We start from the raw sequence: 23,887 nt of genomic DNA on the forward strand, positions 1-23,887 counted from the left end.
TCAGGAGTTTTTGATGATAGGTCATTACACCGTCCGCGACGACAAGCGAATCCGTGTCATCATCGACACGGACGCCGGGTGCGAGGCCGACGACCCCTTCGCCATTGCGCAGGCGCTGCTCACCCCGAAGTTCATCGTCAAGGCGATCTGCGCCGAGCATTTCGCCGAATCCGGCAGCATGGAACGGTCCGCGAACGTCGCCGTACACGTACGAGATCTGATTGGCTCGGACGTTCCGGTGATGCGCGGCCACGATGGTCCGATCGGCAGTCCCAGCGAGATGTGTCCCCCACTGTCCGAAGCGGCCGCGTTCATCATCGACGAGGCGCTGCGCGAGGACGATCACCCGTTGTTCGTACTCTGCTTGGGAGCCATCACCAACGTGGCGGAGGCGTTGCGGGTGCGACCCGATATCGCACGCCGCATGACGGTGGTATGGATCGGCACCCAGAACGCCGATCCCGAACGTGAGGCGATACGCGAGTTCAACGCCGGCAACGACATCACCGCCGGCAACGAGGTGCTTTCGAGCGGCGTGGCGATGTGGATCATCCCGCTTTCGGCGTATTCCACGATGAACGTGAGCATCGCGGAATTGGACATGCGGGTGCGTCCGTGCGGCGAACTCGGGCGTTGGCTGTTCCAGCAACTCGTCGATTACAACAACAGCGATGTGGCCGCATGGACGTGCGGTGACGGCTGGTCGTTGGGCGACTGCCCCGCCGTGGCGGTGGCCATCAAACCCGATTGCGGCCGGTTCCGAACCGTGTCAGCTCCCATCATCGGAGCTGACACGGTGTCCCGATTCGACGCCTCACGCCCGACAGTCCGACTCTACGACACGGTGGACAGCCGGTTCACACTAGGCGATCTGTTTGCCAAGCTCGCACTGTTCGCGCAAGCTCAGCAGTAACGCCATCCGCTATTCGATTTCGGCGAACGCCGGATCGTGGTCCGGCAGCGGTTTGATGACACGGCACGGATTGCCGACCGCGATCGAGTTCGCGGGAATGTCGCCCACGACCACCGATCCGGCGCCGATAATCGAGTTGTTGCCGATGACGGCGCCCGGGCAGATCGTCACGTTCGCGCCCAGCCACACGTTCGAACCGATGCGCACCGGCATCGTGTGCTCCCAGCCGTCCAGCCGGGTCTTCGCGTCCAATGCATGATTCGGAGTGCAGATCGTGCATCGCGGCCCGATCAGGCAGTCGGAACCAATCTCGACGTATCCGCCGCCAACGATCAGGAAATCCTTGTTGATGAACGTGCGGTCGCCAATCGTCAACCCGATGCCGTAATCCAGATTGATCGGGGGTCGGAAGTCGACACCGTCCCCAGCGCCCGGCACCAGGTCATGGAACAGACGCATCGCCTCGGCCTGGTCCTCGAAGAAAACGCGGTTGATGCGGTCGCAGGTCGATTGCGCCTGCCAGGTCAGGTCGGGCAACGATTCTGACTTGCGGTACTGCATCGGACGCCCTTCGAACAAGCGACGCACATCGTCGTCGGTTTCCAACAGGGTGTTGAGGTCAACGGTCATGAGCTGACGATCCTTTCCATATCGACGGCATTCAGCCACCATTGTCGGGCCGATTCCCGACGGATGGCGTCGTTTCACCGCGCATCCATCCACGGCTCGCCTTCCACCCGCACATCGGCGCAGGTGCGCGCCGATTCGCCACCACCAGCTCGGCACCCTCATCCAGGAAGCGCTGTGCCACGGCGCGTCCAATGCCTCGTCCGGCGCCGGTGATCACGCACAGACGTCCATCAAGTCGTCCCATCTCATAGATCCTTTCAGAACACGACCGACGTCACGCAGGATGCGAGGATGGCGCGCGCGTCATCGCGGGTGATGTGGCGGTAGGAGCCGCCGACCTCGCCGGCATGGTCTGCGAGCTTGTCCAGCGTGGCCGAATCGGAGGGAATGCCGACCTCAGGGAGCGTGAGCGGGGCGCCGACCAGGCGCAGGAAATCGACGTAGCGTTCGATGCCTTCCTCGGCCACCTCGCGTTCGGATTTGCCGGTGGAGTCCACCCCCCACACGTTGACGGCCCAGCGGGCGAACCTGGCGGTGGCTTCGGGGCGGGAGGCGTACACGTACTTCATCCAGTGCGGGTGCACCACGGCCAGGCCAGCGCCGTGCGGGATGTCGAAGTAGGCGGACAGCGCATGCTCGATGCCGTGCGTGACCCAGTCCTCCTCCTTGCCGCGCGAGATGACTCGGTTGAGCGCGAGCGTGGAATCCCACATCGCGTTGCCGCGGGCCTCATAGCTGCGCGGATGGCGGCGGCAGGCGCGCCAGGAGCGCAGGATGTGCCGCTGGATGGCCTCGGCCATCTCGTCGGAGAGGTTGTCGTCGCTAGGCAGCGAGAAATACTGCTCGCAGGTGTGGCAGAACATGTCCACGAACCCGTAGGTGGTCTGCTCGTCCGGCAGGGTGAGCAGGTAGGTCGGGTCGAGCACCGAGAACTTCGGCGTCAGCGGGAAGGACGTGTAGCCGAGCTTGCGGTTGCGGGCCCAGTTGGTGAGCACGGCCGCGTCACCCATCTCGGAGCCGGTGGCCGCCGTGGTCAGCACCACGCCGAGCGGCACGAGGTTCTCAGGGGCGGGCTTGCCGGTTTCGACATAGTCGTCCCACAGGTCCTCGTCCTCGCCCAGGCCGGAGCCGAGCGAGATGAACTTGGCGCAGTCGATGACCGAACCACCGCCGACGGCCAGGATCAGGGACACGCCATGCTCCTTGACCAGCTTCACGCCTTCGAGGACCTTGTCGAGCCTCGGGTTCGGCGTCACGCCGGACAGTTCGATGACCTCGTTGCCGGCTTCGCGCAGCGCGGCCGTCACGTCGTTATAGGCGCCGTTGCGCTTGATCGAGCCGCCGCCGTAGACCAGCAGCACGGCTCCAGGGCGCGACTTGGCCTCCTCTGCCACATGCACGGCCTGGCCTTCACCGAAGTAGATCTTGACGGGATTGTGGAAGATGAAGTTTCTCATGCGTTCATTTCTTTCACGAACGGTTACGTCATGCGATGGGTTCGGCGAACGGCGGAACCGGCAGACCGTTCGACCCGCACAGCAATCCACGGTTCGGAGCGTTGCGCCACGCATACCGCACTGCCGTCGGTCTGCGCCACGGCACGGCGATGACTACGGTGTTGCCGTCGATGCTCGCCGGCACTGCTTGCCGGGAGCCGTCCTCCCAAACCAGTTCGAACTCGCCTGGATCTGCGCCGTCTAATGTGTCCAAGCCGCAATCGCCGGTGCCATCGTCGAAGGTGATGGTCAGCCGTCCATCAGCCAGCCGAACGTCAATCGACTCCGGCGAGCGCGGTGCGTCGTCCTTGCCATATACAACACGTTGCGCCGCGGCGAACAGACGATCCGCGACCACACTCTTGTTCCACGGATGCAAATCGTTCCAATTGCCGGCATCAAGGGTCACCACGGTGGCAACATCCTCGATCAGGCTGGAGGCTTCCCACTGGTGTTTGCGGACGAGTGGCCAACCACCGTCCTCCACGCCGTCGATGGAGAACACCGGCAGCTGCACGATGAGGAACGGCAGCCGTTCCTGCCCCCATGCCCTGCGCCAGCATCCAATCATCGCGGCCAGCATGCGGCCGTAGTCGTCGGCCACGTCGCCGGTGTTCGACTCGCCCTGATACCACAGCGCGGCGCGTGCGGCGTAACCGGCGCAGGTCGCGGTCATGCCGTTGTACAGACCGAGCGGTTTCCAACGCACGAAGTCCTCACCGGGGCAGTCCGTGTCCACCCGCGCGCCAATGGCGTAGGTCCAGGTGCCGTCGAGATCGTAGGAGTCGTCGCCCATGTCGAGGTGCATGTGCTTGCCTGGCGTCACGCGGCCTGTGCCGTGTTCGACGACCAGGCGCACGTCGATCTCGTTGCGTCCGGCCTTCAGCACGCCTTCGGGCACCATATAGTCGCGGGAAAGGTACTGGTGCTCGGACTGGCCGATCTTGACACCGTTGACCGAGGTTTCGTCGGAATCGACCATGGCGCCAAGGTGCAGCGCCGCCGCATGCCCAGCCGCGTAGGCCGGCAACGTGACCGTGCGGCGCAGATGGATTACGCCACGGAATCCAGCGAGCCTCGGATCGGCGTCCTTCAAGAACACGGGCAGCTCGAGCGTACCGTGTCCCCAATCCTCCTGGCCGGCTTCGGCCTCGCGAATCCGCAGGTCCTCATACCAGCGGTTCATTGCGGCGATGCTCTCCTCGCTGCGGGTGCGGGCCACCTCGTCGTCGCGATAGGGTTCCAGGTCGGCGAGCGCCTTCGGCCACGCGGCGAGCGTCTCCTCGTCCATCCACGATTCGATCGGCGAGCCGCCGAGCGTGATGTTGAGCAGACCGACCGGTACGCCGAGCCATGCACGAACCATGCGTCCGAAGAAATATCCGACGCCGGTGAACTCGTCGAGCGTGTCGGCGGCCGCACCGACCCAGCGTACCGGTTCGTCGAAGTCGCGCCGCGGTCCGTGGAAGTCGAACCGGACGGGGACCTTGCAGTGGCGCAGCAGCGGGTCGGGTTCGCGCGCATACTCCGACGGGTAACGCCAGCGCAGGAATTCCATCTGGTATTCCATGTTCGACTGCCCCGCGCAGACGAACACCTCGCCCGCGTAGACGTCGTGCGCGATCACCGGTTCGTCGCCGCCGTCGACCCGCACCTCCAGCCGGTAGGGGCCGCCGGGCTCCAGCGGATCCAGCTGCACGCGCCAGGCTCCATCGTCACCGACCGTCGCGGTGGCGGCGGTGCCATGCACACGCACCTCGATCCGTCGGTCTGGTTCGCCGACGCCCCACACGTTCGCCGGCATACCGGACTGCAGTACGCATCCCTCACCGAAGAGGGGATTCAAGCTCCAAGTATTTTCCACAGTCATATCCACCCCTCCTTCTCTCGGCACCTCACCAGGTGCGGTACTCCCCCGCCAACGCCAGGAACGCGAAGGCGTAGAGGAAGTTGTCGTAGTAGCGGCGCGTGCCGGTGCGGATCGGGGTGTCCCACAGCAGGCGCACCCAGCGGATCGCGTTGTCGAGCGCGTCCGGCTCCTGCGAGTGCATCGCGGCGAGCGAGCCTTCGGCGGTGGCGGCGATGAAGCCGACCGGGTGCAGCACGGTCTCGTCCACCGGCGTGCCGTCGATCGCATACACGCAGGTGCGGTCGTGTTCGAGGAAGAAACGCTGCAGACGCGCATTCGCATCGCACAGTTCCGGCACGACGCCGTTCCACAGGCAGTCCAGCCCGATGTTGCCGGCGGTGCGGTAGGCGTCGGAGTAGAAATGCCAGTGGTCGCGTTCGTCGACGTGCGGCGTGCCGTCGTAGTTCGAGTATTCGGGGTTCATGCCGGTCTGCGGGTGGCAGGCGGTGACCAGGTACTCGCGGCTCGCCTTGGCGGCCTGCGCCCAGAACGGACGGTCGGCCTCGTCGGCGCGCTCGGCGAACACCTCGTAGAAGTGCGGCAGGTGGTACGAGGGGTCGGTCCATTCGGTCTCCGGGACGAATTTGATCAGATGGTTCTCCGGGTTCCACATCGGGTAGCCCTCGCCATCCTCGCCCCGGTGCACGCAGGTGTGGAGGATCGAGCGGGCGTGACGGGAGTACTCGTACACGCCTTCGCCATCGCCCCAGCGCGCGGCGGCCAGGAACAGATCCATCGCGAAATATTCCTCGCCGTCCGGGGCCGGGCCGTCGGCGTTCGGCACGCCGCTGGGGTTCACGGACCAGGCGAAGTAGCCCTTGTGCAAGCCCTCGGTCATGAACATGTATTTCATGACCCAGCCCCACAGCTTGTCGAACACGTCCTTGCGGCCGTACTGCACGGCGATCATCATCGCATAGCTCATGCCTTCGGTGCGCACGTCGTGGTTGCCGGTGTCCATCACGTAGCCGAGGCCCTCGTCGTTCTCCCAGTAGATCTTGTCCGGGCCTTCGAACATCTCATACCAGTTGCGCTCCAGGCGGGCCTGGATGGCCTCGCGGCTGTAGCCGCACTGTTCGAACAGGCTGGTCTCGGAAGCGTCGTGATCGGTCATTGTCGTTCTCCTTGTATTCGTGATTCCTGTGTTCTCGTGGTTCAGTCGGCTGCTGCGCCACCCCATTGCAACAACGCGTTGCGTTCGACGTTCGTGCTCCAGTCGCGAATCATACGGGTCCGCTGACCCAGCCGCATGGCGTCGCCGCCGAACGGGGCGTACCGTGTCCATTCCGGCAGCGGCGTGCCGTCCGTGTCGGGACCGTTCGGGTCTCCGGTGGCGGCGAAGTTCGTCCAGTAGGCGACCATCCGGCGTGACAGGTCGTAGTGCCATCCGACGAACGGCCGCCAGCAGGTGGCCAACGTACCGAACGAGAACCACAACTCCGAGGAGTGGAACGCGCCGGCGTCGTCCCCGGGCATGGCCACGTCGAACCGGTAGTAGTACGGCGCCTTGCGGCCGCCGCGGATCCACTCGGCAATCAGTTTGAGGTTGCCGACCTCGCCCGCGGGCAGCAGGGTGCCGTCGGCGTCGGTTTCCATGAATTCACCGGTGGTGTTGCCCAGCAGGATCTCGACCTCGTTCTGCTCTCCGCGCGCGATGGTCCGCGCATACTGGTCGGTGATGAACCGTCCGTCCACGCAGGGCACCCAGTTGACCATCATCGACCAGTCGCCCTCGCGGCCGGATTCGGGAGGCACCGGCAACGCTTCCGCGGCGGCGAGCAGTTCGGCGGCCGGCACCTGCCGTGCCTCGTCGAGCGAGGAGACTCCCAACGCCTCGAACAGGCGCTCCGCGGTGCGGTGACCGTACTCGAGACTCTGCTGATGGCGGTTGAACATCCCCAGCCCAGCACCGGACTGCATGATGGCGCGTTGGAACAGGCCGCGGTTCAGCGGCGAGCAGATCTGCGCCAACACACTGCCGGCCCCGGCGGATTGCCCGAAGATGGTGATGTTCTCCGGGTCACCGCCGAACGCGGCGATGTTCTTGACCACCCATCGGATGCCGGCTCGCTGGTCCAGGAAACCGAAGTTCGCGTAGGGCTCATCATCATGCCGGGCCTCGGCCTCCTCGCGCAAGCGGTTGTGCGCCAGGAATCCGAACACATTGAGCCGGTAGCCGACGGAAACCACCACCACGCCACGGCGCGCCAGGGCAGAGCCGTCGAATTCCTTCTCTGCGGTGCATCCGGTCTGGTAGGCGCCGCCGTGGATCCACACCATCACCGGCAGCGGATGGTCCGCGACCACCCGCGTATCCCGCCTGTTGCCACGTAGCGCGGGGGTCCAGATGTTCAGATACAGACAATCCTCGTTGAGTTCTATGGCCGGGTCGGTGCCCCATTCCCGGTCATAGAACTCGTTCGAACCGCCCGGCGTAGGCTGCGGGCATGCGGGGGCAAAGTCGTACGCCGCCAGCGTCCCCGGCCACGGTTCGACGGGCCGCGGCGCTCGCCACCGCCGATCACCTACGGGCGGCGCCGCGAACGGGATGCCGCGAAACACGGTGATTTCGGGTTCGGGGGCGGCAAGACCCTCGACCGGGCCGAGCGCGGTTTGCACGGTTCGTAACATGTTCGGTTCCTTTGCTTAGCTGCGGAAATCAGACCGTGCGCCTCGCGCATACGAAACGATTCACGCCCGCATGCAGCGCGACGAACGGGCCAGGGACGGACGGGCCGTCGCGCCGTTCGCCGGTGATGTCCGCGTCGAACGTGATCGGCGAACCATCCGGGTTCTCGTACAGCGCCTCGACGATGCGCGGCGTGCCGAGATCGGCGGTGCGTACGACCGACTCACGTCGGGCCGCCACGGCCGCGGGCACGTCGACGGTGACGACGACGCCCTCCGGGGTCTCTTCGACCTGGACCGAGACCGGTTCCTCGGTATGAAGCGCATCGGGTTCCTGATCGGGTGTCTGCACGCCGCAGTAGGCATTGCCGCCCACGTACAACGGCTGGACCGGATACGGGTCGCCGCCGCCCTGCACGCCTTCGGCCACGGCCTCGTGGACGCTGCGGATGTACCCGTCGAGCGAGGTCGGGTACCCGGCATAGGCATCGAGCGCGGCCAGGCCCGGACAGTCATCCGCGCCGCAGGGCGCGGTGAACAGGTTGTTGCGGTAGCGGTCGTCGCCGCCCGAAACGAACGCGCAGCCGGCCACTTCGGTGCTGTGCGGGAAGTGGTACGGCGTGGACCGGTCCATCACGCGATGCAGGTCGATGGTCCCGCATACCAGGTTGTTGACGAACGCCAGCCCCTGTGAGAAGTTCTGGATCGTGCACGGCGAGGCGAAGACGTTGTTGTCCAGCAGGCAAGGACCGTGCGAGACCTCGATCATCGTGTCGCGCACGTTGTGATGGAACACGTTCGCGCTGACGCGCGTGTTCTGCGCCTGCCAGTCGAGCCACAGTCCCAGCGAACAGTCATGGATGTCGTTGTGGTCGATCACGGTGTCGATGGCTGCATGGAACTTGATGCCGGCGACCTCCCAGCCGAAGAACTCACGCTTGAGTCCGATGCGGTAGCAGTGGTTGCGACTGATCGTGCTGAACGCGCAGCCCATATGACCGACGATGGCGTTCTGCCCGCAGTCATGGATCGTATTGCCGACCACGCGGTGTCCGCCGACCACGCCTTTGGACCAGCCGATGCGCAGTCCTTTGAACACGGCTTCGAGCTGGTACTGATAGCCGGTCTTGCGTTCGGTGCGGTACCACTCGTTGTCGCCGGTGGATTCCTCCTTGCCGAGGCAGACCGCCGAGCATTTCGCGTCGTGCAGGTGGTTGTCCGCGATGACCCAGCCGCGCGCCCAGTTGGGGCCGACCATGCCGATCTGCGGCGCGGTGGGCGGCGCCCACGGACAGGCGGCCTGCGCCATCTCGAAGCCGATCACGCTGATGTAGTCGATATGCGTGCGCGACGGGAAGAAGCAGCTGCGGCGCACATTGATCTCGACGAGTTCGACGTTCGGGTCCGCGCCGTGGAAATTCGCCCAGATCGTGGTCTCGCCGGCATGCTCGTCGACCTCGCAATACCATACGTAGCGCGTCTGATCGGGGTCGTCGACGGGTCGGACGACCTGCAGGGCGTTGTCGACCACCGTGGTGCGCACCTGCGGGTCGTCAAGCTCCGCGGGGTCGGTGACTTCGTAGAACGACCGGCCGTTGAGATAGACGTCGCCCAGATGCTTCGGCTTGTCGACGCGGTGGTCCGGGGTGTTCAGCCAGTCGCCGAAGATCGGCTCGCGATACGGGTTGAAGTCGCCGAAGAACGTGTTCGGCAGGGTGACGCGCCATACGTCGCCGCGGTCGCGCACCCAGGTGTCGATACGTTCCGAGCCCTTGATGACCGGATGCTCGCCGTCGGCGGCGCGGTAGGTGATGCGCTCGAGGTCGCTGATGCCGCGATGGGCGGGGTCGACCTGCTCGCGGTAGACGCCGTCATGGACGATGACAGTGTCGCCGGGCCGGGCGACGGCCGCGGCCTTGGAGATCGTGGCGAAGGGGTGCAGGACGTCGCCGACGGCGAGGTCGTCGCCGTCGGGACGCACATGATACTCGAATGCCATTGTGCCTCAGAGTTCCTTGTAGTCGAAGTGGTCGAAGGTGGCCACCTCGCCGTATCCGGAGTAATCGACCGCGGCCAGTCCCACGAAGGCTCCGGTGAAGAAGCCGCCGTACGTCTGGTTCACGTAGTCGTCGGAGAGGATCTTCGCGTCAAGCCTGACCGGCAGCTCAGTCCAGGTCTGGCCGTCAAACGAGTACTCATAGGTGTACCACTGGGTGCGCACCTTGGCGCGCAGCCAGACTCGCTCAGTGCCCTCGGGAACGACCACGGCGTTCTCGCGCAGGAACGAGGTGTAGTTGTTGCGGTCGTTCTGCGCCACCTCGATCACGCGGCACTTGCGGTCCTCGTCATACGTGACGAACGCCCACGACCAGTGCTGGTCGTTGTAGTAGTTCGTCAGACCGGCCATCGCCTGATAGGTCTTCGGGTCGAACTCGACGCACGTTTCGGCGTCGAAGTCGAACGCCTGCCAGCGACGGGCCACCAGCGACAGGTCGAAGGTGTTGCACAGCGACCCCTGTCCGATCAGCCTCAGGCTGCCGCCGCCGACCGAACCCATCTTCGCGTCGAACGGCACGCGCAGCGTATTCCAACGCGGGTCGAGCGTATCGGACTCGAACTCGTCGTGCTGGTCGCGGGTCTCGGGCGCAACCGTCTCGATTGCGTCCTTCGGGGCCTCCACGTAGCGTTCGCCGCCATGGCCACCGACGATGTACGGCCAGCCGTCCTCGTCCCACTCGACCTTCTGGATCGCGGTCTCGCGGCCCAGCGTGCACCAGCCGCGTGGGTCGGTGAACGACTCGGTCTCGTGGTGCCACGGGCGGCCGCACAGCGAGGCGTAGTACCATTCGCCGGACGGGGTGTCCACCAGGGCGCCGTGGCCCTGCTTCTGCAGGTAGCTGCGCGGGGTGTCGAAATTCGTGATGAACGGGTTCGTGGGCGAGGCCTCGAACGAGAGCTCATCGAGCGTGCGGGAGCGTGCCACGACCTCCTGGTGGGTCCACACGGTGCCGCCCTCGGCCGCGAACAGGTAGTACCAGCCGTTGATCTTGTACAGGTGCGGGCCCTCGACGAGCTTGACGTCGTCGCCCATCCAGATCGTGCGGGCCGTCTCCGGCTTCAGCTGCATCGTCTCGACGTCGAACTCGGTCAGCGTGATGCCGTGGAACGCATGCTTGTACTCGCGGTGATCCCAGGTCTGCTGCACCAGGTACTTGCGGCCGTCGTCGTCATGGAACAGGCTGGCGTCGAAGCCCACGCCGTTGACGCGAATCGGACCGGACCACGGGCCGTGGATGTCCTCGGTGGTGGCCAGGTAGTTGGTGCAGTCCTTGAACGCGCCGTTGACGACCTTCACGTCGGTGTAGATCAGCCAGAACTTGCCGTCGGCGTAGCTCAGGTCCGGAGCCCAGATGCCGCCGGAGGCCGAGTTGCCGCGCATGTCGAGCAGCTCGGTGGTGTTCAGCGCGGCGGGCAGCGGGTTCCAGTGGACCATGTCCTTGGATTCGTGCAGCTGCACGCCGGGGAACCATTCGAAAGTGGAGTTGGCGATGTAGTAAGTGTCACCGACGCGGATCATCGAGGGATCGGCGTGGAAGCCGGTGAGCACGGGGTTGGAAATCTTCATCATTGAATCCTTTGGTACGGCCGCGTCGGCCCTCCCGGGACGCGGCGTTGGAAAAGGGCCGGCACGCGACCGGTGCCGGCCCGGTTGCCGTCATTGACGGGCGCGTTCCGCGCGGACCTTCGCGAAATGCTTCTCCGGGTCCGGGGCGGCGGCGAGCAGCACCTTGGTGTACTCCTGCTGCGGGTGGAGGATCACGTCGTCGGCGGGACCGTGCTCGACGATGTCGCCATGGTACATCACCATGATCTCGTCGGAGAAGTGGCGTGCGGTCGCCAGATCATGGGTGATGTACAGCATGCCGATGTGCTCCTCCTGCTGGATGCGGGAGAGCAGGTTCAGCACGCCCAACCGCAGCGACACGTCCAGCATCGACACCGGCTCGTCGGCGATGAGTACCTTGGGCTGGGGCGCCAGGGCGCGCGCGATGGCGACACGCTGGCGCTGGCCGCCGGACAGCTCGTGGGGCCTGCGGTACATGAACTTCGTCGCCGGGGTGAGCTCCACTCGCTCGAGCAGCTCGATGACCTTCTGTTCGTATTCCTCGCGGCTGTTCGCCAGATGGTTGAGCATCAGCGGACGGGCGATGTGATGGAAGATCGTGTGGTACGGGTTCAGCGAGGCGAACGGGTCCTGGAACACCATCTGGACGTTGTGACGGTACTCGTACAGCTTCCTGCCGTGCGTGGGGACTGGCTCGCCGTCCAGCGTGATGGTGCCGGACGTAGGCGTCTCCAGGCAGGTGATCATCCTCGCGATGGTCGACTTGCCGGATCCGGACTCACCGACCAGCGCGATCGTCTTGTCCGACGGCAGTTCGAACGTCGCGTCCTTCACCGCGTGGATGGTGGTGGTCTTCAGTCCGTCGCGGAGCTTGAAGTCCTTCTTGACGTGGTCAAGTTTCAGTACTGACATTGCTGCTCCCTTCACTTCTTGCGGGGAACGCGGACGAACGAGCCGCGGTCTCCCGTCAGCGACGGGAACGAGCTCAGAAGCCGCTGGGTGTACGGATGCTGCGGGTTGAAGTACACATCCTCGGACACGCCCTGTTCCACGATGACGCCATCCTTCATCACCGCGATCTTGTCGGTGATCTCGAGCAGCATCGGCAGATCGTGGGTGATGAAGATGACGGAGAAGCCCTTCTCGCGGCGCAGCTCCGATATCTCCTCGATGATCTCGCGCTGCACGACGACGTCGAGCGCCGTGGTCGGTTCGTCCATGATGATGAGCTGCGGTTCGAGGGCCAGCGCCATCGCGATCATCACGCGCTGGCGCATGCCGCCGGACAGCTCGAACGGGCACGCCGCCAGACGGTTCGGATCAACGTTGACCATCTCCAGCAGATGGGCGCAGCGGTCGTGGCGCTCCGTCTTCGGCATGTCCGGACGGTGCGTCTTGTAGATGTCAGCGAGCTGCTTCTCGATCTTGGTCACCGGGCTCAGCGAGTTCATCGCGCCCTGGAACACCATCGAGGTCTTCTCCCATCGGTACTCGCGCAGCGCCTTGCCGGACAACTTGCGGATGTCGATGTCAGTGCCGGACTTGTCATGGAAGATGACCGTGCCGGAGTTGATCTTGCCGGGCTCCTTCAGCATCTGGTTGATGCTGTAGGCCAGCGTGGTCTTGCCGCAGCCCGATTCGCCGGCTAGGCCGAGCATTTCGCCGCGGCGCAGTTCGAAGCTCGCGTTCTGGACGGCGTGCACCGGGGTGTCGGTGTCGTAGATGACATCGAGGTTCTTGACCGTGAGCAGGACGTTGGGATCTTGTGTCGTCATCACACTCACCTCTTCTTCTTTCCCTTGTTCTTCTTCGAGGAGGTCTTGCGCAGACGCGGGTTGATGACCTCGTCGATGGAGAAGTTGATGAAGGACAGGCCCGCGCCGATGATGGCGATCATCAGGCCCGGCGGCAGGAACCACCACCAGGCGCCAGTGTTCAGCGCCGAGCCGTTCTGCGCATAGAACAGCATCGTGCCCAGAGAGTACGAGGAGGTCGAGCCCAGGCCGATGAAGGACAGCGACGACTCGCTCAGGATCGCCATGATGACGGCGAACACGAACTGCGAGCCGATGACCGGCAGCAAGTTCGGCAGGATCTCGACGGTGATCACGCGCCACGGGCGTTCGCCGGCGATCTTCGCGGCGAGCACGTAGTCGCGGCCGCGCATCGACAGCGTCTGCGCCCTGAGCACGCGGGCCGAGCCGGCCCACGCGGTGATCGAGATGACGATGACCAGCATCATGGTGCCCTTGCTCGGCATCAGCGCGGCAATCACGATGGTCAGCGGCAGACCGGGGATCACCAGCATGATGTTGGTGATCAGGGAGAACAGATCGTCCCAGATGCCCCCGATGTAGGTGCCGAGCACGCCGAAGATGAACGACATCGCGGTGGCTATGATGCCGACCGAGAAGCCGATGGTCAGCGAGCCGCGGACCGAGTAGCCGAGCTGGGTGAACACGTCCTGGCCGGACTGCGTGGTGCCGAGCCAATGCTGGGCGGACGGCGCGGACAGACCGATGTCGTTGATCTTGTTGGGGTCCTTAGTGAAGATTGGGACTACGATGGCGAAAAGCACCATCAGGCCGACGATGGTCAGGCCGACGATCAGCTTCGGGGACCGCTCGGGCAGCACCCTCTTGACTGAATCCCAGATAGGATGGCGCCGCTTGGGGACGACGGTCTTCGCGGCGGAAGTGGCGGTATTCGTTTCAGACATTGCCTCTCACCTCAGTTCTGCTGCCGGGTTCGCGGATCGATGATGCCGTAGAGCAGGTCGATGATGAGGTTCACCACCAGGACCGTCACCGTGATGATCAGGAAGATGCCCTGCATCAGCGCGTAGTCGTTGCTCTGCACGGCCTGCAGCAGCATCTGGCCGACGCCCGGGTAGGAGAACACCTGCTCGGTGAGCAGTGAGCCGCCCACGACGGCGCCGATCGACGTGCCGAAGCCAGAGATCGAGGGAAGCACGGCGTTGCGGGCCGCGTAGCACATCATGACGCGACGCGGGCTCAGGCCCTTGGCCTCGGCCGTGACGATGTAGTCCTCGGACAGCGTGGAGACCATCATGTTGCGCATGCCGACGACGCCCATGCCCAGTGAGCTGATCAGGATGGTCAGCGCCGGCAGCGCCGCGTATTCGAGCGCGCTCAGGAAGAAGTCCAGCGTCGGTCCCGGCACGACCTCCCTGTAGTTGTATCCGCCTGCCTGCGGGAACCAGTGCAGGATGCGGGCGAACAGCCAGATGAAGATGAGCGCCAGCCAGAAGTACGGGACGGACTGCAGCACCGTCGCCACCGGGGAGACGATGTTGTCGAAGACGCCGCCGTGCCTCCATCCGGCCCAGATGCCGAGCGCCTGCTGAATGAAGAAGGAGATCACCGTCGTGGTGCCGACCAGCGCGATGGTCCACGGCAGGGCCGAGGCGATGGACGTGGTCACCTGATTGGGGAAGTACAGGACGGACACGCCCCAGTTGCCGGTGAAGATGTTCTTCAGGTAGTCGATGTACTGCTGGATGATGTTGCCACCGTCCTGGCCGAGCATGGCGGTCACCGCCGCCCTAGTCTCCGGGGCCACGGTGCCGCCGCGCGACGCCAGCCTGTTCAGCACCGCCGCGACGGGATCGCCGGGCATCATGCGCGGGATGGCGAAGTTCAACGTCAGCGCCGCGAACAACGCCACCAGGTAGAATCCTATCTTTCTCAGGTAGAACTTCATTGTTGCCTCACTTGGTCGAAAACGGTGCGCGGCTCCGTGCGGCGGCGCCGCGCACCGGTGGTTCGAACGCTCAGATCACTGCTTGACCTTGAGGTTCTTCAGGACGATGCCCAGGTCGGGGTTGGCCCAGGTCTGGGGATTGGCGTAGACGTTGTCGTTCGTCGGCCAACCGGTCACCTTGTCGGTCCACATCTCGGTGAGGCCGGACTGGCGGAGAATCGGGATGTACGGCATGTCCTGGAACACCTGGTTCTGGATCTTCTCGTACTCCTCGGTCTTCACGTTGACGTCCGTGGTGCCGTTGATGACGTTGAGCGCGTCATCGACGGTCTGGTTGCTATAGCGGGCGTAGTTCGGCCAGGCGCTTTCGCCGACCGGGGCGGTGGAGTTGGTCGCATAGAACTGGTTGTAGAACATCCAGGGTTCGGCGCCCGCGACCCACAGGCCGTAGACCGACATCTCGAACTCGCCCTGCTGCATGGCCTGGGTCCATTCGTTGGAGGACATCTGGTCGGCGTGGATCTCGATGCCGGCCTCCTTGAGCTGCTGGGCCGCCACGTTGATCGTGTTGATCCAGTCAGAGTAGTCGCTCTGGACCGCCACGGCGATGCTCAGCTTCACGCCGTCCTTCTGGTAGATGCCGTCGTCGCCCTTGGTGTAGCCGGCGTCCTCGAGGATCTTCGTCGCCTCGTCGACGCGGGCCTCACCCGGAATGGGCGAATCGGGGACGTCCTTGGACATGTACTTGGTGAACTGTCCGTAGGGGTAGAGCGAGCCGGCGAGCTCGCTGTACTGGTCGTTCAGCGCGAGCTTGTTGATCTGGTCGCGGTCGAGCGCGTAGTAGATGGCCTTACGGACCGCCGGATCGGTGATCGGGCCGGTGCAGCCGAGGTCGGCGTTCGAGCAGGTCATGAAGGCCATCTGGCTGGAGGGCACGTCGACGGTCGCGATGTCCGGGTAGCCGGAGAGCACCTGGTCCATGTTCGGGAAGATCGCCGACATCCAATCGACGTCGCCGCCGGTCAGCGCGTTCTGCGAGGCCTGGGTGCCGCCGGTGATCAGCACGTAGCGCACGCCGTCCACCTCGGGCTTGCCGTCTTCCCAGTAGTACGGGTTCTTCATGAACGTATAGGCGGTCGGGGAGAAGTTGCCGCCTTCGACGGTGAACGGGCCGGAGCCGACCGCGTCCTCGTTGGTGTAGGTCACCGGATCGTCGATGTTCTCCCAGATGTGCTTCGGGACGATCATCGTGCCGGACAGGTAGGACAGCGCGTTCACCGACTCGGACTTGTCGAGGGTGATGCGGACCTCGGTGTCGCTCAGTGCCTCGGCGGTGCCGGCGAAGCCGCTGGTGTTCAGCGAGGCGTTGGAATCGACCAGGTTGAAGGTGTAGGCCACGTCCTCGGCGGTGTAGGGTTCGCCGTCGGACCACTTCTTGCCCTCGCGAATCTTGACGTCGATGGTCTTGGCGTCGTCGCTGATCGTGTAGGACTCGCCCATCAGCGGCTCGAGCTGGGTCGGGTCGTCCTTGAGGTTGTTCATGAAGAACAGCGGCTCGTACAGGGCGCCGACCACGCCGGAAAGGGCCGTCGGGGAGAACGGGTTGTAGTTCAGCGACGCCTGGGAAGACGAGTTCATCACGCTATTGATAATGACCTGGTCGGACTGCGGACTGCCGCCGCCATCGCCGCCGCATGCCCCCATCGACAGCGTCATCAGGCCGGCCACGGCCAGGGCCGCCGCCTTTCGCCATCTCTTTGTGTTCATCTTCGAACTCCTTTGCTGTGGAATTGAGAAGGTTCGGGCTATTCGCTATAAATAGTCCGACATTTCGATTTCTTCTCTCGAAACAATTTACAGCATAAGTTTAGTTAATTCATTTGTCAAACTTAAGACACTGGCATGAAAGGTGCTCAAAATTGTTGATTTTCCGGTATTTTTCACATCACACCGTGTCCTTTTGTCCACAATATGAGAGAAATTCGAAAATAATTCAGTATTTTCGATGATATTTCACCTATCGGTGACCTCGACGCACCGCTAAACCAGCCACACTGTTGAAATATCGTTATACTCGAAAGCAGTTGAAGGACGCGGGTTCTAGATAGAAGTGCAACACCTGCCTAGGGTTGGAAGTGTCTAGGTTCCAGCTGGAGGTGTTGCACTCGTGGGTACATGTTATTCGCGCCTGTCCCCGGACGAGCGGATCCGGATCGAGAGGCTGCATTGCGAGCAGGGGCTGAGCATCAGGAGAACGGCCGAGCTGGTCGGCCGGGACAAGGCCACCGTGTCGCGCGAGCTGAGGCGCGGCCTGTGGTTCGCGTCCAACGAGAACGAATCCTACCGCCCGTACCGGCCGAAACGGCTGAAGACCGGGCCCTGGACGTCCATGCCGTTCTACTCCGCCCTCGCGGCGCAGCGGAGGGCCGACCTGAGGCGCCACGAGTCCCGCAAACCGCGGCGCATGGACTCGGACCGGCTGCGCTCGTGGGTGATGGACGCGCTGCGCCGTGGATGGAGCCCCGAGCTGATCGAGGGCAGGCTGAAGCTGGAGTACCCGGACGACCCCGTGATGCGGGTCAGCCACGAATGCCTCCACCAATGGATCTACGCGAAACCGCAGCGCGACCTGGACCTGCGCCAATACCTGCCGCGGGGACGGAGGCGCCGCGCCAGACGGAAGGGACGCAAGGTCGGGGGGCCGCGCATCCCCATGCGCGTGGACATCGGCCAACGACCCAGGGCTGTGGACTCGCGCGGGCAGTTCGGCCACCGGGAGTCCGACACCGTGATAGGCGCGGCCCCCTCGCGCGTGTGCATCGACACGCAGGTCGAGCGCAAAAGCCGCGGACCGTTCGCGCGCCTGGTCCCCGACAAGAGCGCCATGGCCACCGCGCGCGCCGAATGCGAGATCCACGGGGACCTGCCCGCCGAGGCGAGGATCGACCGGACCTGGGACAACGGGACCGAGGCCTCCTGCCACACGCTGGTCGACGAGGCCCTGGGCATGCCCGTCTACTTCGCCGACCCCTACAGCTCCTGGCAGCGCGGCACCAACGAGAACAGGAGAACGGCAGGATCCGCCGCTACCTGTCCAAGAAAACCCCGTTCGACGACCTGACCCAGGCCGAGCTCGACGCGATCGCCAAGGAGACCGACGACACCCCCATGAAACAGCTCGAATACAAAACACCCAACGAGGCATGGGACGAGGAGATAACCCGACTACAATCTAAAACCACCAACCCAAACACAAGCATTGCACTAACAAGTTGAATCCGGGGGACGGCTGACAACATCAGCGGGAAAGCGGGATTCGGGGGTGGTGACGTTTTGTTGGACTCCGGTGTCCTTGTTCTTTGATTATGCCATGAGTCCGAGCTCGCGTCTTCGTTTGGCGATGCTGGTGCCGAAGGCGAGCTTGATCCGCTCGTCCCGATACCAGCGCATGTACCCGTCCAACTGTTCGACGAACCCTTCGATGGTGACGCCCGTGAAGCTCCGGCCGTGGAAGAACTCCTGCTTGAGATGCCCGAAGAACCCTTCCGCGGCCGCGTTGTCCGGACTGCAGCCCTTCGCGCTCATCGACCGGGTCAACCCGTTCTCCCTGCAGATGCTGATCCACCCGGGCCACCGGTAGTGGCAACCGCGGTCGGAGTGGATGACCGGACGCTCCCCGTCCCCGAGCGTGGCGCACGCGTCGCGGAGCATCCGGTTGGCCAGCTCGGCGTTCGGGCTCGTGCCGATCGTCCAGGCCACCGGCATCCCGTCGTAGCAGTCGATCACCGGGCTGAGGTAGACCTTGCCCGCGGGGATGGAGAACTCCGTCAGGTCCGTGACCCACAGCCGGTTCGGCCCCTCGGCATGGAAAACGCGATTGACGAGGTTGTCCGGCGCCTTGGTCAGCTCGCCCTTGTACGAGCTGTAGCGCCGGGCCCGCTTGAGCAAGGGGACGAGCCCGTGCCGCGTCATCAGCCGCATGACCCTTTTGGCGGACACGACGATCCCGGCGTTTCTCAGTTCGAGCCACACCCGCCGGTAGCCGTAGCGGCGCAGGCTGTTCTCGAACACGTCGCGCACCAGGGCGAGCAGCCCCTCGTCCCTGTCCGGCCTGTTCATCGCGTTCAACTGATGGTAGTACGTGCTGCGCGCCAGACCGACCCGGGCGAGCAGACGCCCCGCGGGGATGCCATGTCCGGCACTGACGGCCTTGACGAGGATCGTCTTCTCCCTATTGGTCAGGTTGTCCGGGTCTGCGCCCCGCTCTTTTCCCACCAATTCCAACGCCCCCTTGAGGATCGCCAGCTCGATCTCCGCCTCCCGTTTCTCCCGGCGGATCCGCTCCAGCTCGGCGCGCACACGGTCGCGCTCGGCAATCAGCCCGTCCAGATCCGACGCGTCGGGATCCGCCGCGCCATCATTCCTCTTCCCCGGCTTGTCTGGTGTCACTGGATCGTCCTCCGGTACCGGCTCGTGCAGCAGTTGACGCTTCCAGTTTCTCACGACCGACGCCTCCACGCCCACCTCGGCCGCGACCTGCCGCGACGTCACACCGCCCGCGACCAGCCGCGCCACCGCCATACGCCTGACCTCGTCCGCCACCGGGCCGCGCTTGACCGCGCGCTCCCCGGGCGCCAGCTCGTCGATCCACGCCGCCAGCACCTCACGGCTGGGATACCCCATTTGGCGTATGGTCCTGCTCAGACGCCTGCCATGTGTCAGGTAATGCTCCACCGCCGCGCGCCTCTGACCATCCGTGTACCTCGAATAATGCTCGCCACGACTGGAGGGGATCCCCGTGCGCCGTTCCTCCAGCCAGTCGCGATGCCACATGCGCAACGCCTCCTTGCTGGGATACCCCAGCTCCCGGATCACGTCCGCCGCGCTGTGCTCGTACCGCTCGTACAACTCCGCCGCGCGCCTGCGCTGCTCCCTCGAATACCTCGCCATGATGACGACTCCTCCCCGCTCAAGGAGTCCAACATTTCGTCACCACCCCGTTCATTTTCAGGTTGTACAGCGATCCGTAGTCGATCAGTTTTGAACAGTCCATCATCAATACGGATATCAACGGATTCGTCTAGAACCCAGCGAGCAATGTATTGGAGATCTTCGTGCTCCATATCAGGAAGGGCACCCCCTTCTTGGGGGTGCCTTTCCTGATGACCAATCAGCTTTTGACTGCGCCGATCAGCCCTTGACGGCGCCGGTCAGACCGCCGACGATCTTCTTCTGGAAGATCGTGAAGCAGATCAGGGCCGGCAGCATGGCCAGCGACGTGAACGCCAGCACGGCGGCCGTATCGACCGAATGCTCCGAGCTGAACATGGACACGCCGAGCGGCAAGGTGTAGTTGTCGGAGCTGCTCAGGACGAACAACGGCAGCATGTAGCCGTTCCAGCTGCCCACGAACTGCAGGATGCCGACGGTGGCCACGCCCGGCATGGCCAGCGGGATGACCATGCGCCAGAAGAAGCCGAGACGCGAGCAGCCGTCGAGCAGCGCCGCCTCCTCGAGCTCGTTCGGGATGGACTGCAGGAAGGGCACCAGGATGATGATGGTCTGCGGCAGGCCGAACGCGATCTGCGGCAGGATGATGCCGGCGAGCGAGTTTGACAGGCCGAGGTTGCGAATCATCAGGTACAGCGGCGTGATGCCGACGGTCATCGGGAACATCAGGCCCGCCGAGAACAGCGAGTACATGAGCGGCGCGTACTTGAACTTGTAACGCGCGATCACGTAGCTGACCATGATGCCGAGGACTACGACGCCCAGCATGGTGAACACCGCCACGATCAGCGAGTTCTTGAGCTCCACCCAGAAGGTGTCGCTCTGCGCCACGTTGATGTAGTTGTCGATGACCCACGGGTTCGGGAAGCCCGACGGGTTGTTGGTGATCTGGGAGTTGGTGCGGAAGCCGCCGATTATGATGTACAGCACCGGCACCGTGCAGATCGCCACCAGGATCACCGACAGCAGGTAGACCACCGGGTGGCCCCACGGGGTCTTCTGTGAGACGCGGTAGCCGTTGGTCTTGGTGTATTGCGTGTTCTTGGCCATCTCACTTCACCTCGCTTGCAGCCAGCCGCTGCGCTTCCTTGGCGCGCTTGGCCGCGCGCTTCTTGGCCTGCTTCTCTTCGGTCAGAGCTCCCTCCAGATCGCGGTTGAGCACGAACTTCTGGTAGACGAGCGCCACGACCAGGGAGATGATGAAGATGATGATCGCCACGGCCGAACCGTAGCCGTAGTTGCCGGAATCGCGGCCGTTGCGCACCATGTAGGTCGCCATCGTCGAGACGCCTGCGGTCTCGGAGATGTAGCTGCCCCAGATGATGTTGACCAGATCGAACAGCTGCAGCGAGCCGATCATCGAGAGGAACACCCAGATGCGCAGGGTGGGGGCCAGCAGCGGCAGCGTGATGCTCCACTGCATCTGCCAGAATCCGGCGCCGTCCACCTTGGCGGCCTCGTACAGCTCCTCGGGGATGGACTGCATGCCGGCGAGCATGAGGATGACGGCGAAGCCGATGTACTTCCAGCTGATGATGACCAGCAGCGTGATCATGGCGATCTTCGGGTCGGCGAGCCAGTCGGGACCGTCGATGCCGATGTAGGACAGCAGCTCGTTGACGGCGCCCGTCTTCTGCAGCAGCAGGCTCCAGCCGGTGCCGACGATGACCTCGGAGATCACGTACGGCACAAAGATCAGCGTGCGGACCAGGCCGCGGCCCTTGAACTTCTGGTTGAGCAGCAAAGCGAACAGGATGGCGATCGGCGCCTGGATGACCAGCGAGCCGACGACCACGATGAACGTATGTCCGATGGCGGCCTGGAAGGTCGGGTCCTTGAACGCGGTGATGTAGTTGTCGATGCCGGCGAACTCACCGGTCTCGGACGGCATACCGAAGCCCTTCCAGCGGTAGAAGCCGTAGTAGAAACCGAGGATCAGCGGCAGGATCACGAAGCCGACGAACACGATGATGGCCGGCGCCGCGAGCACAAGGATTTCCAGATTGCGCTGCAGCTTGCCACTGCTGGGCTTCTTCTCCTTCTTGGCGGAGCGGGGCCGTGCCGCTTCCGCTTGGATTGCACTTGTCATGGGATCTCCATTGATTGTCTGTTACATGCTGTGGAAAAGGGGACGGCGGCCGGAACCGTTGCCGGATGGTTCAATCATCTTCGGTCTGAACCATCCTCATCGGTTCCGGCCGCCGTTTCAGTCAGAGAGCGCCCTGGCCGTTATCAGCCCTTGGCTGCGGCGTCGTTCATCGCCTTGACGATGTCCTCCGGGGTGCCGGTGCCGGAGAGCAGGTTCACCACGCCGGTGTTCAGAGCGTTGCCGATGTTGGCACCCAGCGAGGTATCCATCCACAGCTTCATGCCGTCGGATTCGTTGAGGGCGGTGATGAGCATGGCGAGGCTCTCATCGGTCACGTCGGCCTGGGATTCGGTCGTCGCCGGAATCGTGGAGAACGCGGTGGCATACTTGTCCTGCCACTCCTTCTCAGCCATCTTGTTGATGAACTCGATGGCGATATCCGGAGCCTCCGGATTCACGCCGAAGCCGGTGGCAGCACCCATCAGAGCACCCTCCTCACCTTCGCCTCCTTCGACGGACGGGAAGGCGAAGAAGCCGAGGTCGGCCATCGGCTGCTTGTCCGGGGTCAGATCCTTGAGCACGCCCGGCTCCCAGGTGCCCATAAGCTCCATGGCGGCCTTGTGATTGGCCAACAGACCGGCCGACGAGCTCGCGCCCTGCTGGGCGGTGGTGGTCAGGTAGCCCTCGTTGAAGTAGCCAGCGTCGTTGAGCTCCTGCAGCTTCTCGCCCGCAGCGGTCCAGCATTCGGCGGAGAAGTCCTTGTTGGCCATGCTCTCCTCGTAGACGTCCGGCGAGCAGATGCGCAGGGACAGCCAGTAATACCAGTGAGCGGCCGGCCAGGCATCCTTGGCGCCGACGGCGATCGGGTCGATGCCGGCGTCCTTGAGCTTCTGGCAGGCATCAATCAGCTCCTCCCAGGTGGTCGGAGCCTCGGTGATGCCGGCCTGGGCGAACAGATCCTTGGAGTACCAGATGCCACCGGGCTGGACGGTGGTCGGCATGCCGTAGATCTTGCCGTCGTAGGTGGCCGAATCTAGCGAGGAGCCGAGCTTCTCCTTGTTCTCATCGGTGATCTTGTCGGTCAGGTCCATCATCTGGCCGGCGGCGATCATGTCGCGGTCCTTCTGACCGCCCAGGGCCATGAACACATCCGGGCCGGAGGACAGATCCTGCATGGCGGTGGTCAGCTTGCCTTCGAAGTCCTCGTTCTGGATGGCCTCGATCTGGACGGTGACGCCCTCGTGCTCCGACTCGAACTCCGCGGCGAAATCCTCCCAGTACTGACGACCGTCACCTGAGGTGGCGTTGTGCCAGAACACGATGGTGTTGTCGTCGGCGGACGAGCCTCCGCCGCCGCAGGCGGCCATGCCCAGCACGGCAGCGGCCGAAACACCGGCGGCCAGAATCCTCTTAAACTTCATCGTTCCTCCTATATGCCGTTCGAAACCGCAGCCACCTCGGCGACCCGACGTAGCGTCCTTTCTCCCGGGCTCAGGAACCTTCCGCCGTTGTGCAGCGTTACGGCCCGTCGAACCCGATCGTCTCGCGATTCCGAATTCTAATATTTCCGAAAACTTTCATTGTTTTCGATAGAAAAAATACTATCGCGAGTTAGTTAAACCGTCAAACTTACAGCGCGCGGCGTGTCGCGGCCCACGCCCTAAACCCACTCCCACACACCCCGCCTACCGCAGAAGCATCGGTGCAAACGTTTGACATCGCTTGATTACGGCATTATTTCAGTCTTTCGTACATCCCCCACACCGCCCAGCACCCCCATCAAGCACCCACACATCACCCGCCCAGACATCTACCGCCGTCTCGACAGCCACCGACGACACTCTACATTCAACACTTTCCGAAC

Annotated in this window: 18 protein-coding genes and 1 pseudogene; 2 read left to right on the forward strand and 17 right to left on the reverse strand. The window is 63.9% G+C overall.

The window, feature by feature from the left end:
* Positions 1–13 precede the first annotated feature (13 nt).
* Entirely contained in the window at positions 14–913 is a 900-nt protein-coding gene (locus BIGA_RS05345; protein WP_033507734.1) for a nucleoside hydrolase, read from the forward strand.
* 9 nt (positions 914–922) lie between these two features.
* On the opposite strand, the gene BIGA_RS05350 is transcribed toward BIGA_RS05345, so the two are convergent.
* The 13 genes from BIGA_RS05350 to BIGA_RS05405 all read right to left on the reverse strand — a co-directional run bounded on the left by BIGA_RS05350 (position 923) and on the right by BIGA_RS05405 (position 16,691).
* The gene (locus BIGA_RS05350; RefSeq protein ID WP_033507733.1) at positions 923–1,543 is read right to left on the reverse strand and encodes a sugar O-acetyltransferase; all 621 of its coding nucleotides are present in this window, start codon (positions 1,541–1,543) and stop codon (positions 923–925) included.
* A 31-nt stretch (positions 1,544–1,574) separates the two neighbouring features.
* Positions 1,575–1,787, reverse strand: coding sequence for an SDR family NAD(P)-dependent oxidoreductase (locus tag BIGA_RS09515; RefSeq protein ID WP_152596034.1), 213 nt, complete (start codon positions 1,785–1,787; stop codon positions 1,575–1,577).
* Between the two features lie 13 nt (positions 1,788–1,800).
* A complete protein-coding gene (locus BIGA_RS05355; RefSeq protein WP_033507732.1) occupies positions 1,801–3,000 on the reverse strand; it encodes an iron-containing alcohol dehydrogenase in 1,200 nt (399 codons plus the stop codon).
* A gap of 28 nt (positions 3,001–3,028) precedes the next feature.
* Positions 3,029–4,909, reverse strand: a complete 1,881-nt coding sequence (locus tag BIGA_RS05360; protein WP_051917111.1) for a sialate O-acetylesterase — start codon at positions 4,907–4,909, stop codon at positions 3,029–3,031.
* Positions 4,910–4,934: 25 nt separating this feature from the next.
* Entirely contained in the window at positions 4,935–6,062 is a 1,128-nt protein-coding gene (locus BIGA_RS05365) for a glycosyl hydrolase family 8 (protein WP_033507730.1), read from the reverse strand.
* A 41-nt stretch (positions 6,063–6,103) separates the two neighbouring features.
* Positions 6,104–7,579, reverse strand: coding sequence for a carboxylesterase/lipase family protein (locus BIGA_RS05370; RefSeq protein WP_051917112.1), 1,476 nt, complete (start codon positions 7,577–7,579; stop codon positions 6,104–6,106).
* A gap of 28 nt (positions 7,580–7,607) precedes the next feature.
* On the reverse strand, positions 7,608–9,575 hold the full coding sequence (locus BIGA_RS05375) for a right-handed parallel beta-helix repeat-containing protein (protein WP_033507729.1): 1,968 nt from the start codon (positions 9,573–9,575) through the stop codon (positions 7,608–7,610).
* 6 nt (positions 9,576–9,581) lie between these two features.
* Positions 9,582–11,201, reverse strand: coding sequence for a glycoside hydrolase family 43 protein (locus BIGA_RS05380; protein ID WP_033507728.1), 1,620 nt, complete (start codon positions 11,199–11,201; stop codon positions 9,582–9,584).
* 90 nt (positions 11,202–11,291) lie between these two features.
* Positions 11,292–12,113, reverse strand: a complete 822-nt coding sequence (locus BIGA_RS05385; protein ID WP_188599645.1) for an ABC transporter ATP-binding protein — start codon at positions 12,111–12,113, stop codon at positions 11,292–11,294.
* An 11-nt stretch (positions 12,114–12,124) separates the two neighbouring features.
* Complete coding sequence (locus tag BIGA_RS05390) at positions 12,125–12,976, reverse strand: ABC transporter ATP-binding protein (protein ID WP_033507726.1); 852 nt, start codon at positions 12,974–12,976, stop codon at positions 12,125–12,127.
* A 5-nt stretch (positions 12,977–12,981) separates the two neighbouring features.
* The gene (locus BIGA_RS05395) at positions 12,982–13,920 is read right to left on the reverse strand and encodes an ABC transporter permease (protein ID WP_237744067.1); all 939 of its coding nucleotides are present in this window, start codon (positions 13,918–13,920) and stop codon (positions 12,982–12,984) included.
* Positions 13,921–13,931: 11 nt separating this feature from the next.
* Positions 13,932–14,924, reverse strand: coding sequence for an ABC transporter permease (locus BIGA_RS05400; protein ID WP_033507725.1), 993 nt, complete (start codon positions 14,922–14,924; stop codon positions 13,932–13,934).
* A 75-nt stretch (positions 14,925–14,999) separates the two neighbouring features.
* A complete protein-coding gene (locus tag BIGA_RS05405) occupies positions 15,000–16,691 on the reverse strand; it encodes an ABC transporter substrate-binding protein (RefSeq protein ID WP_033507724.1) in 1,692 nt (563 codons plus the stop codon).
* Between the two features lie 400 nt (positions 16,692–17,091).
* Between BIGA_RS05405 and BIGA_RS05410 the strand changes: the two are divergent.
* A pseudogene (locus tag BIGA_RS05410) lies at positions 17,092–18,200 on the forward strand (IS30 family transposase).
* Positions 18,201–18,287: 87 nt separating this feature from the next.
* Here BIGA_RS05410 and BIGA_RS05415 read toward each other — a convergent pair.
* From BIGA_RS05415 to BIGA_RS05430, 4 genes are all read right to left on the reverse strand, one after another.
* Positions 18,288–19,874 (reverse strand): IS3 family transposase, encoded by a 1,587-nt coding sequence (locus BIGA_RS05415; protein WP_034259774.1) that lies wholly within the window; start codon positions 19,872–19,874, stop codon positions 18,288–18,290.
* A 240-nt stretch (positions 19,875–20,114) separates the two neighbouring features.
* Complete coding sequence (locus BIGA_RS05420) at positions 20,115–20,984, reverse strand: carbohydrate ABC transporter permease (protein ID WP_033507678.1); 870 nt, start codon at positions 20,982–20,984, stop codon at positions 20,115–20,117.
* A 1-nt stretch (position 20,985) separates the two neighbouring features.
* Positions 20,986–22,023 (reverse strand): carbohydrate ABC transporter permease, encoded by a 1,038-nt coding sequence (locus BIGA_RS05425; protein ID WP_033507679.1) that lies wholly within the window; start codon positions 22,021–22,023, stop codon positions 20,986–20,988.
* A gap of 143 nt (positions 22,024–22,166) precedes the next feature.
* Positions 22,167–23,444 carry an ABC transporter substrate-binding protein gene (locus BIGA_RS05430; RefSeq protein WP_033507680.1) on the reverse strand — a complete coding sequence of 426 codons (1,278 nt, stop codon included), beginning with the start codon at positions 23,442–23,444 and terminating at the stop codon, positions 22,167–22,169.
* Between the last annotated feature and the right edge of the window lie 443 nt (positions 23,445–23,887).

This window comes from Bifidobacterium pullorum subsp. gallinarum, from assembly GCF_000741215.1.
Lineage (GTDB): Bacteria > Actinomycetota > Actinomycetes > Actinomycetales > Bifidobacteriaceae > Bifidobacterium > Bifidobacterium pullorum_B.

What these genes read in the sequence shown, in the direction of transcription:
- BIGA_RS05415 (WP_034259774.1), bottom strand. Translation starts at nt 19,874, where the DNA reads ATGGCGAGGTATTCGAGGGAGCAGCGCAGGCGCGCGGCGGAGTTGTAC.
- BIGA_RS05375 (WP_033507729.1), bottom strand. Translation starts at nt 9,575, where the DNA reads ATGGCATTCGAGTATCATGTGCGTCCCGACGGCGACGACCTCGCCGTC.
- BIGA_RS05425 (WP_033507679.1), bottom strand. Translation starts at nt 22,023, where the DNA reads ATGACAAGTGCAATCCAAGCGGAAGCGGCACGGCCCCGCTCCGCCAAG.
- BIGA_RS05355 (WP_033507732.1), bottom strand. Translation starts at nt 3,000, where the DNA reads ATGAGAAACTTCATCTTCCACAATCCCGTCAAGATCTACTTCGGTGAA.
- BIGA_RS05370 (WP_051917112.1), bottom strand. Translation starts at nt 7,579, where the DNA reads ATGTTACGAACCGTGCAAACCGCGCTCGGCCCGGTCGAGGGTCTTGCC.
- BIGA_RS05380 (WP_033507728.1), bottom strand. Translation starts at nt 11,201, where the DNA reads ATGAAGATTTCCAACCCCGTGCTCACCGGCTTCCACGCCGATCCCTCG.
- BIGA_RS05400 (WP_033507725.1), bottom strand. Translation starts at nt 14,924, where the DNA reads ATGAAGTTCTACCTGAGAAAGATAGGATTCTACCTGGTGGCGTTGTTC.
- BIGA_RS05420 (WP_033507678.1), bottom strand. Translation starts at nt 20,984, where the DNA reads ATGGCCAAGAACACGCAATACACCAAGACCAACGGCTACCGCGTCTCA.
- BIGA_RS05360 (WP_051917111.1), bottom strand. Translation starts at nt 4,909, where the DNA reads ATGACTGTGGAAAATACTTGGAGCTTGAATCCCCTCTTCGGTGAGGGA.
- BIGA_RS09515 (WP_152596034.1), bottom strand. Translation starts at nt 1,787, where the DNA reads ATGGGACGACTTGATGGACGTCTGTGCGTGATCACCGGCGCCGGACGA.
- BIGA_RS05390 (WP_033507726.1), bottom strand. Translation starts at nt 12,976, where the DNA reads ATGACGACACAAGATCCCAACGTCCTGCTCACGGTCAAGAACCTCGAT.
- BIGA_RS05345 (WP_033507734.1), top strand. Translation starts at nt 14, where the DNA reads ATGATAGGTCATTACACCGTCCGCGACGACAAGCGAATCCGTGTCATC.
- BIGA_RS05350 (WP_033507733.1), bottom strand. Translation starts at nt 1,543, where the DNA reads ATGACCGTTGACCTCAACACCCTGTTGGAAACCGACGACGATGTGCGT.
- BIGA_RS05405 (WP_033507724.1), bottom strand. Translation starts at nt 16,691, where the DNA reads ATGAACACAAAGAGATGGCGAAAGGCGGCGGCCCTGGCCGTGGCCGGC.
- BIGA_RS05365 (WP_033507730.1), bottom strand. Translation starts at nt 6,062, where the DNA reads ATGACCGATCACGACGCTTCCGAGACCAGCCTGTTCGAACAGTGCGGC.
- BIGA_RS05385 (WP_188599645.1), bottom strand. Translation starts at nt 12,113, where the DNA reads ATGTCAGTACTGAAACTTGACCACGTCAAGAAGGACTTCAAGCTCCGC.
- BIGA_RS05395 (WP_237744067.1), bottom strand. Translation starts at nt 13,920, where the DNA reads ATGTCTGAAACGAATACCGCCACTTCCGCCGCGAAGACCGTCGTCCCC.
- BIGA_RS05430 (WP_033507680.1), bottom strand. Translation starts at nt 23,444, where the DNA reads ATGAAGTTTAAGAGGATTCTGGCCGCCGGTGTTTCGGCCGCTGCCGTG.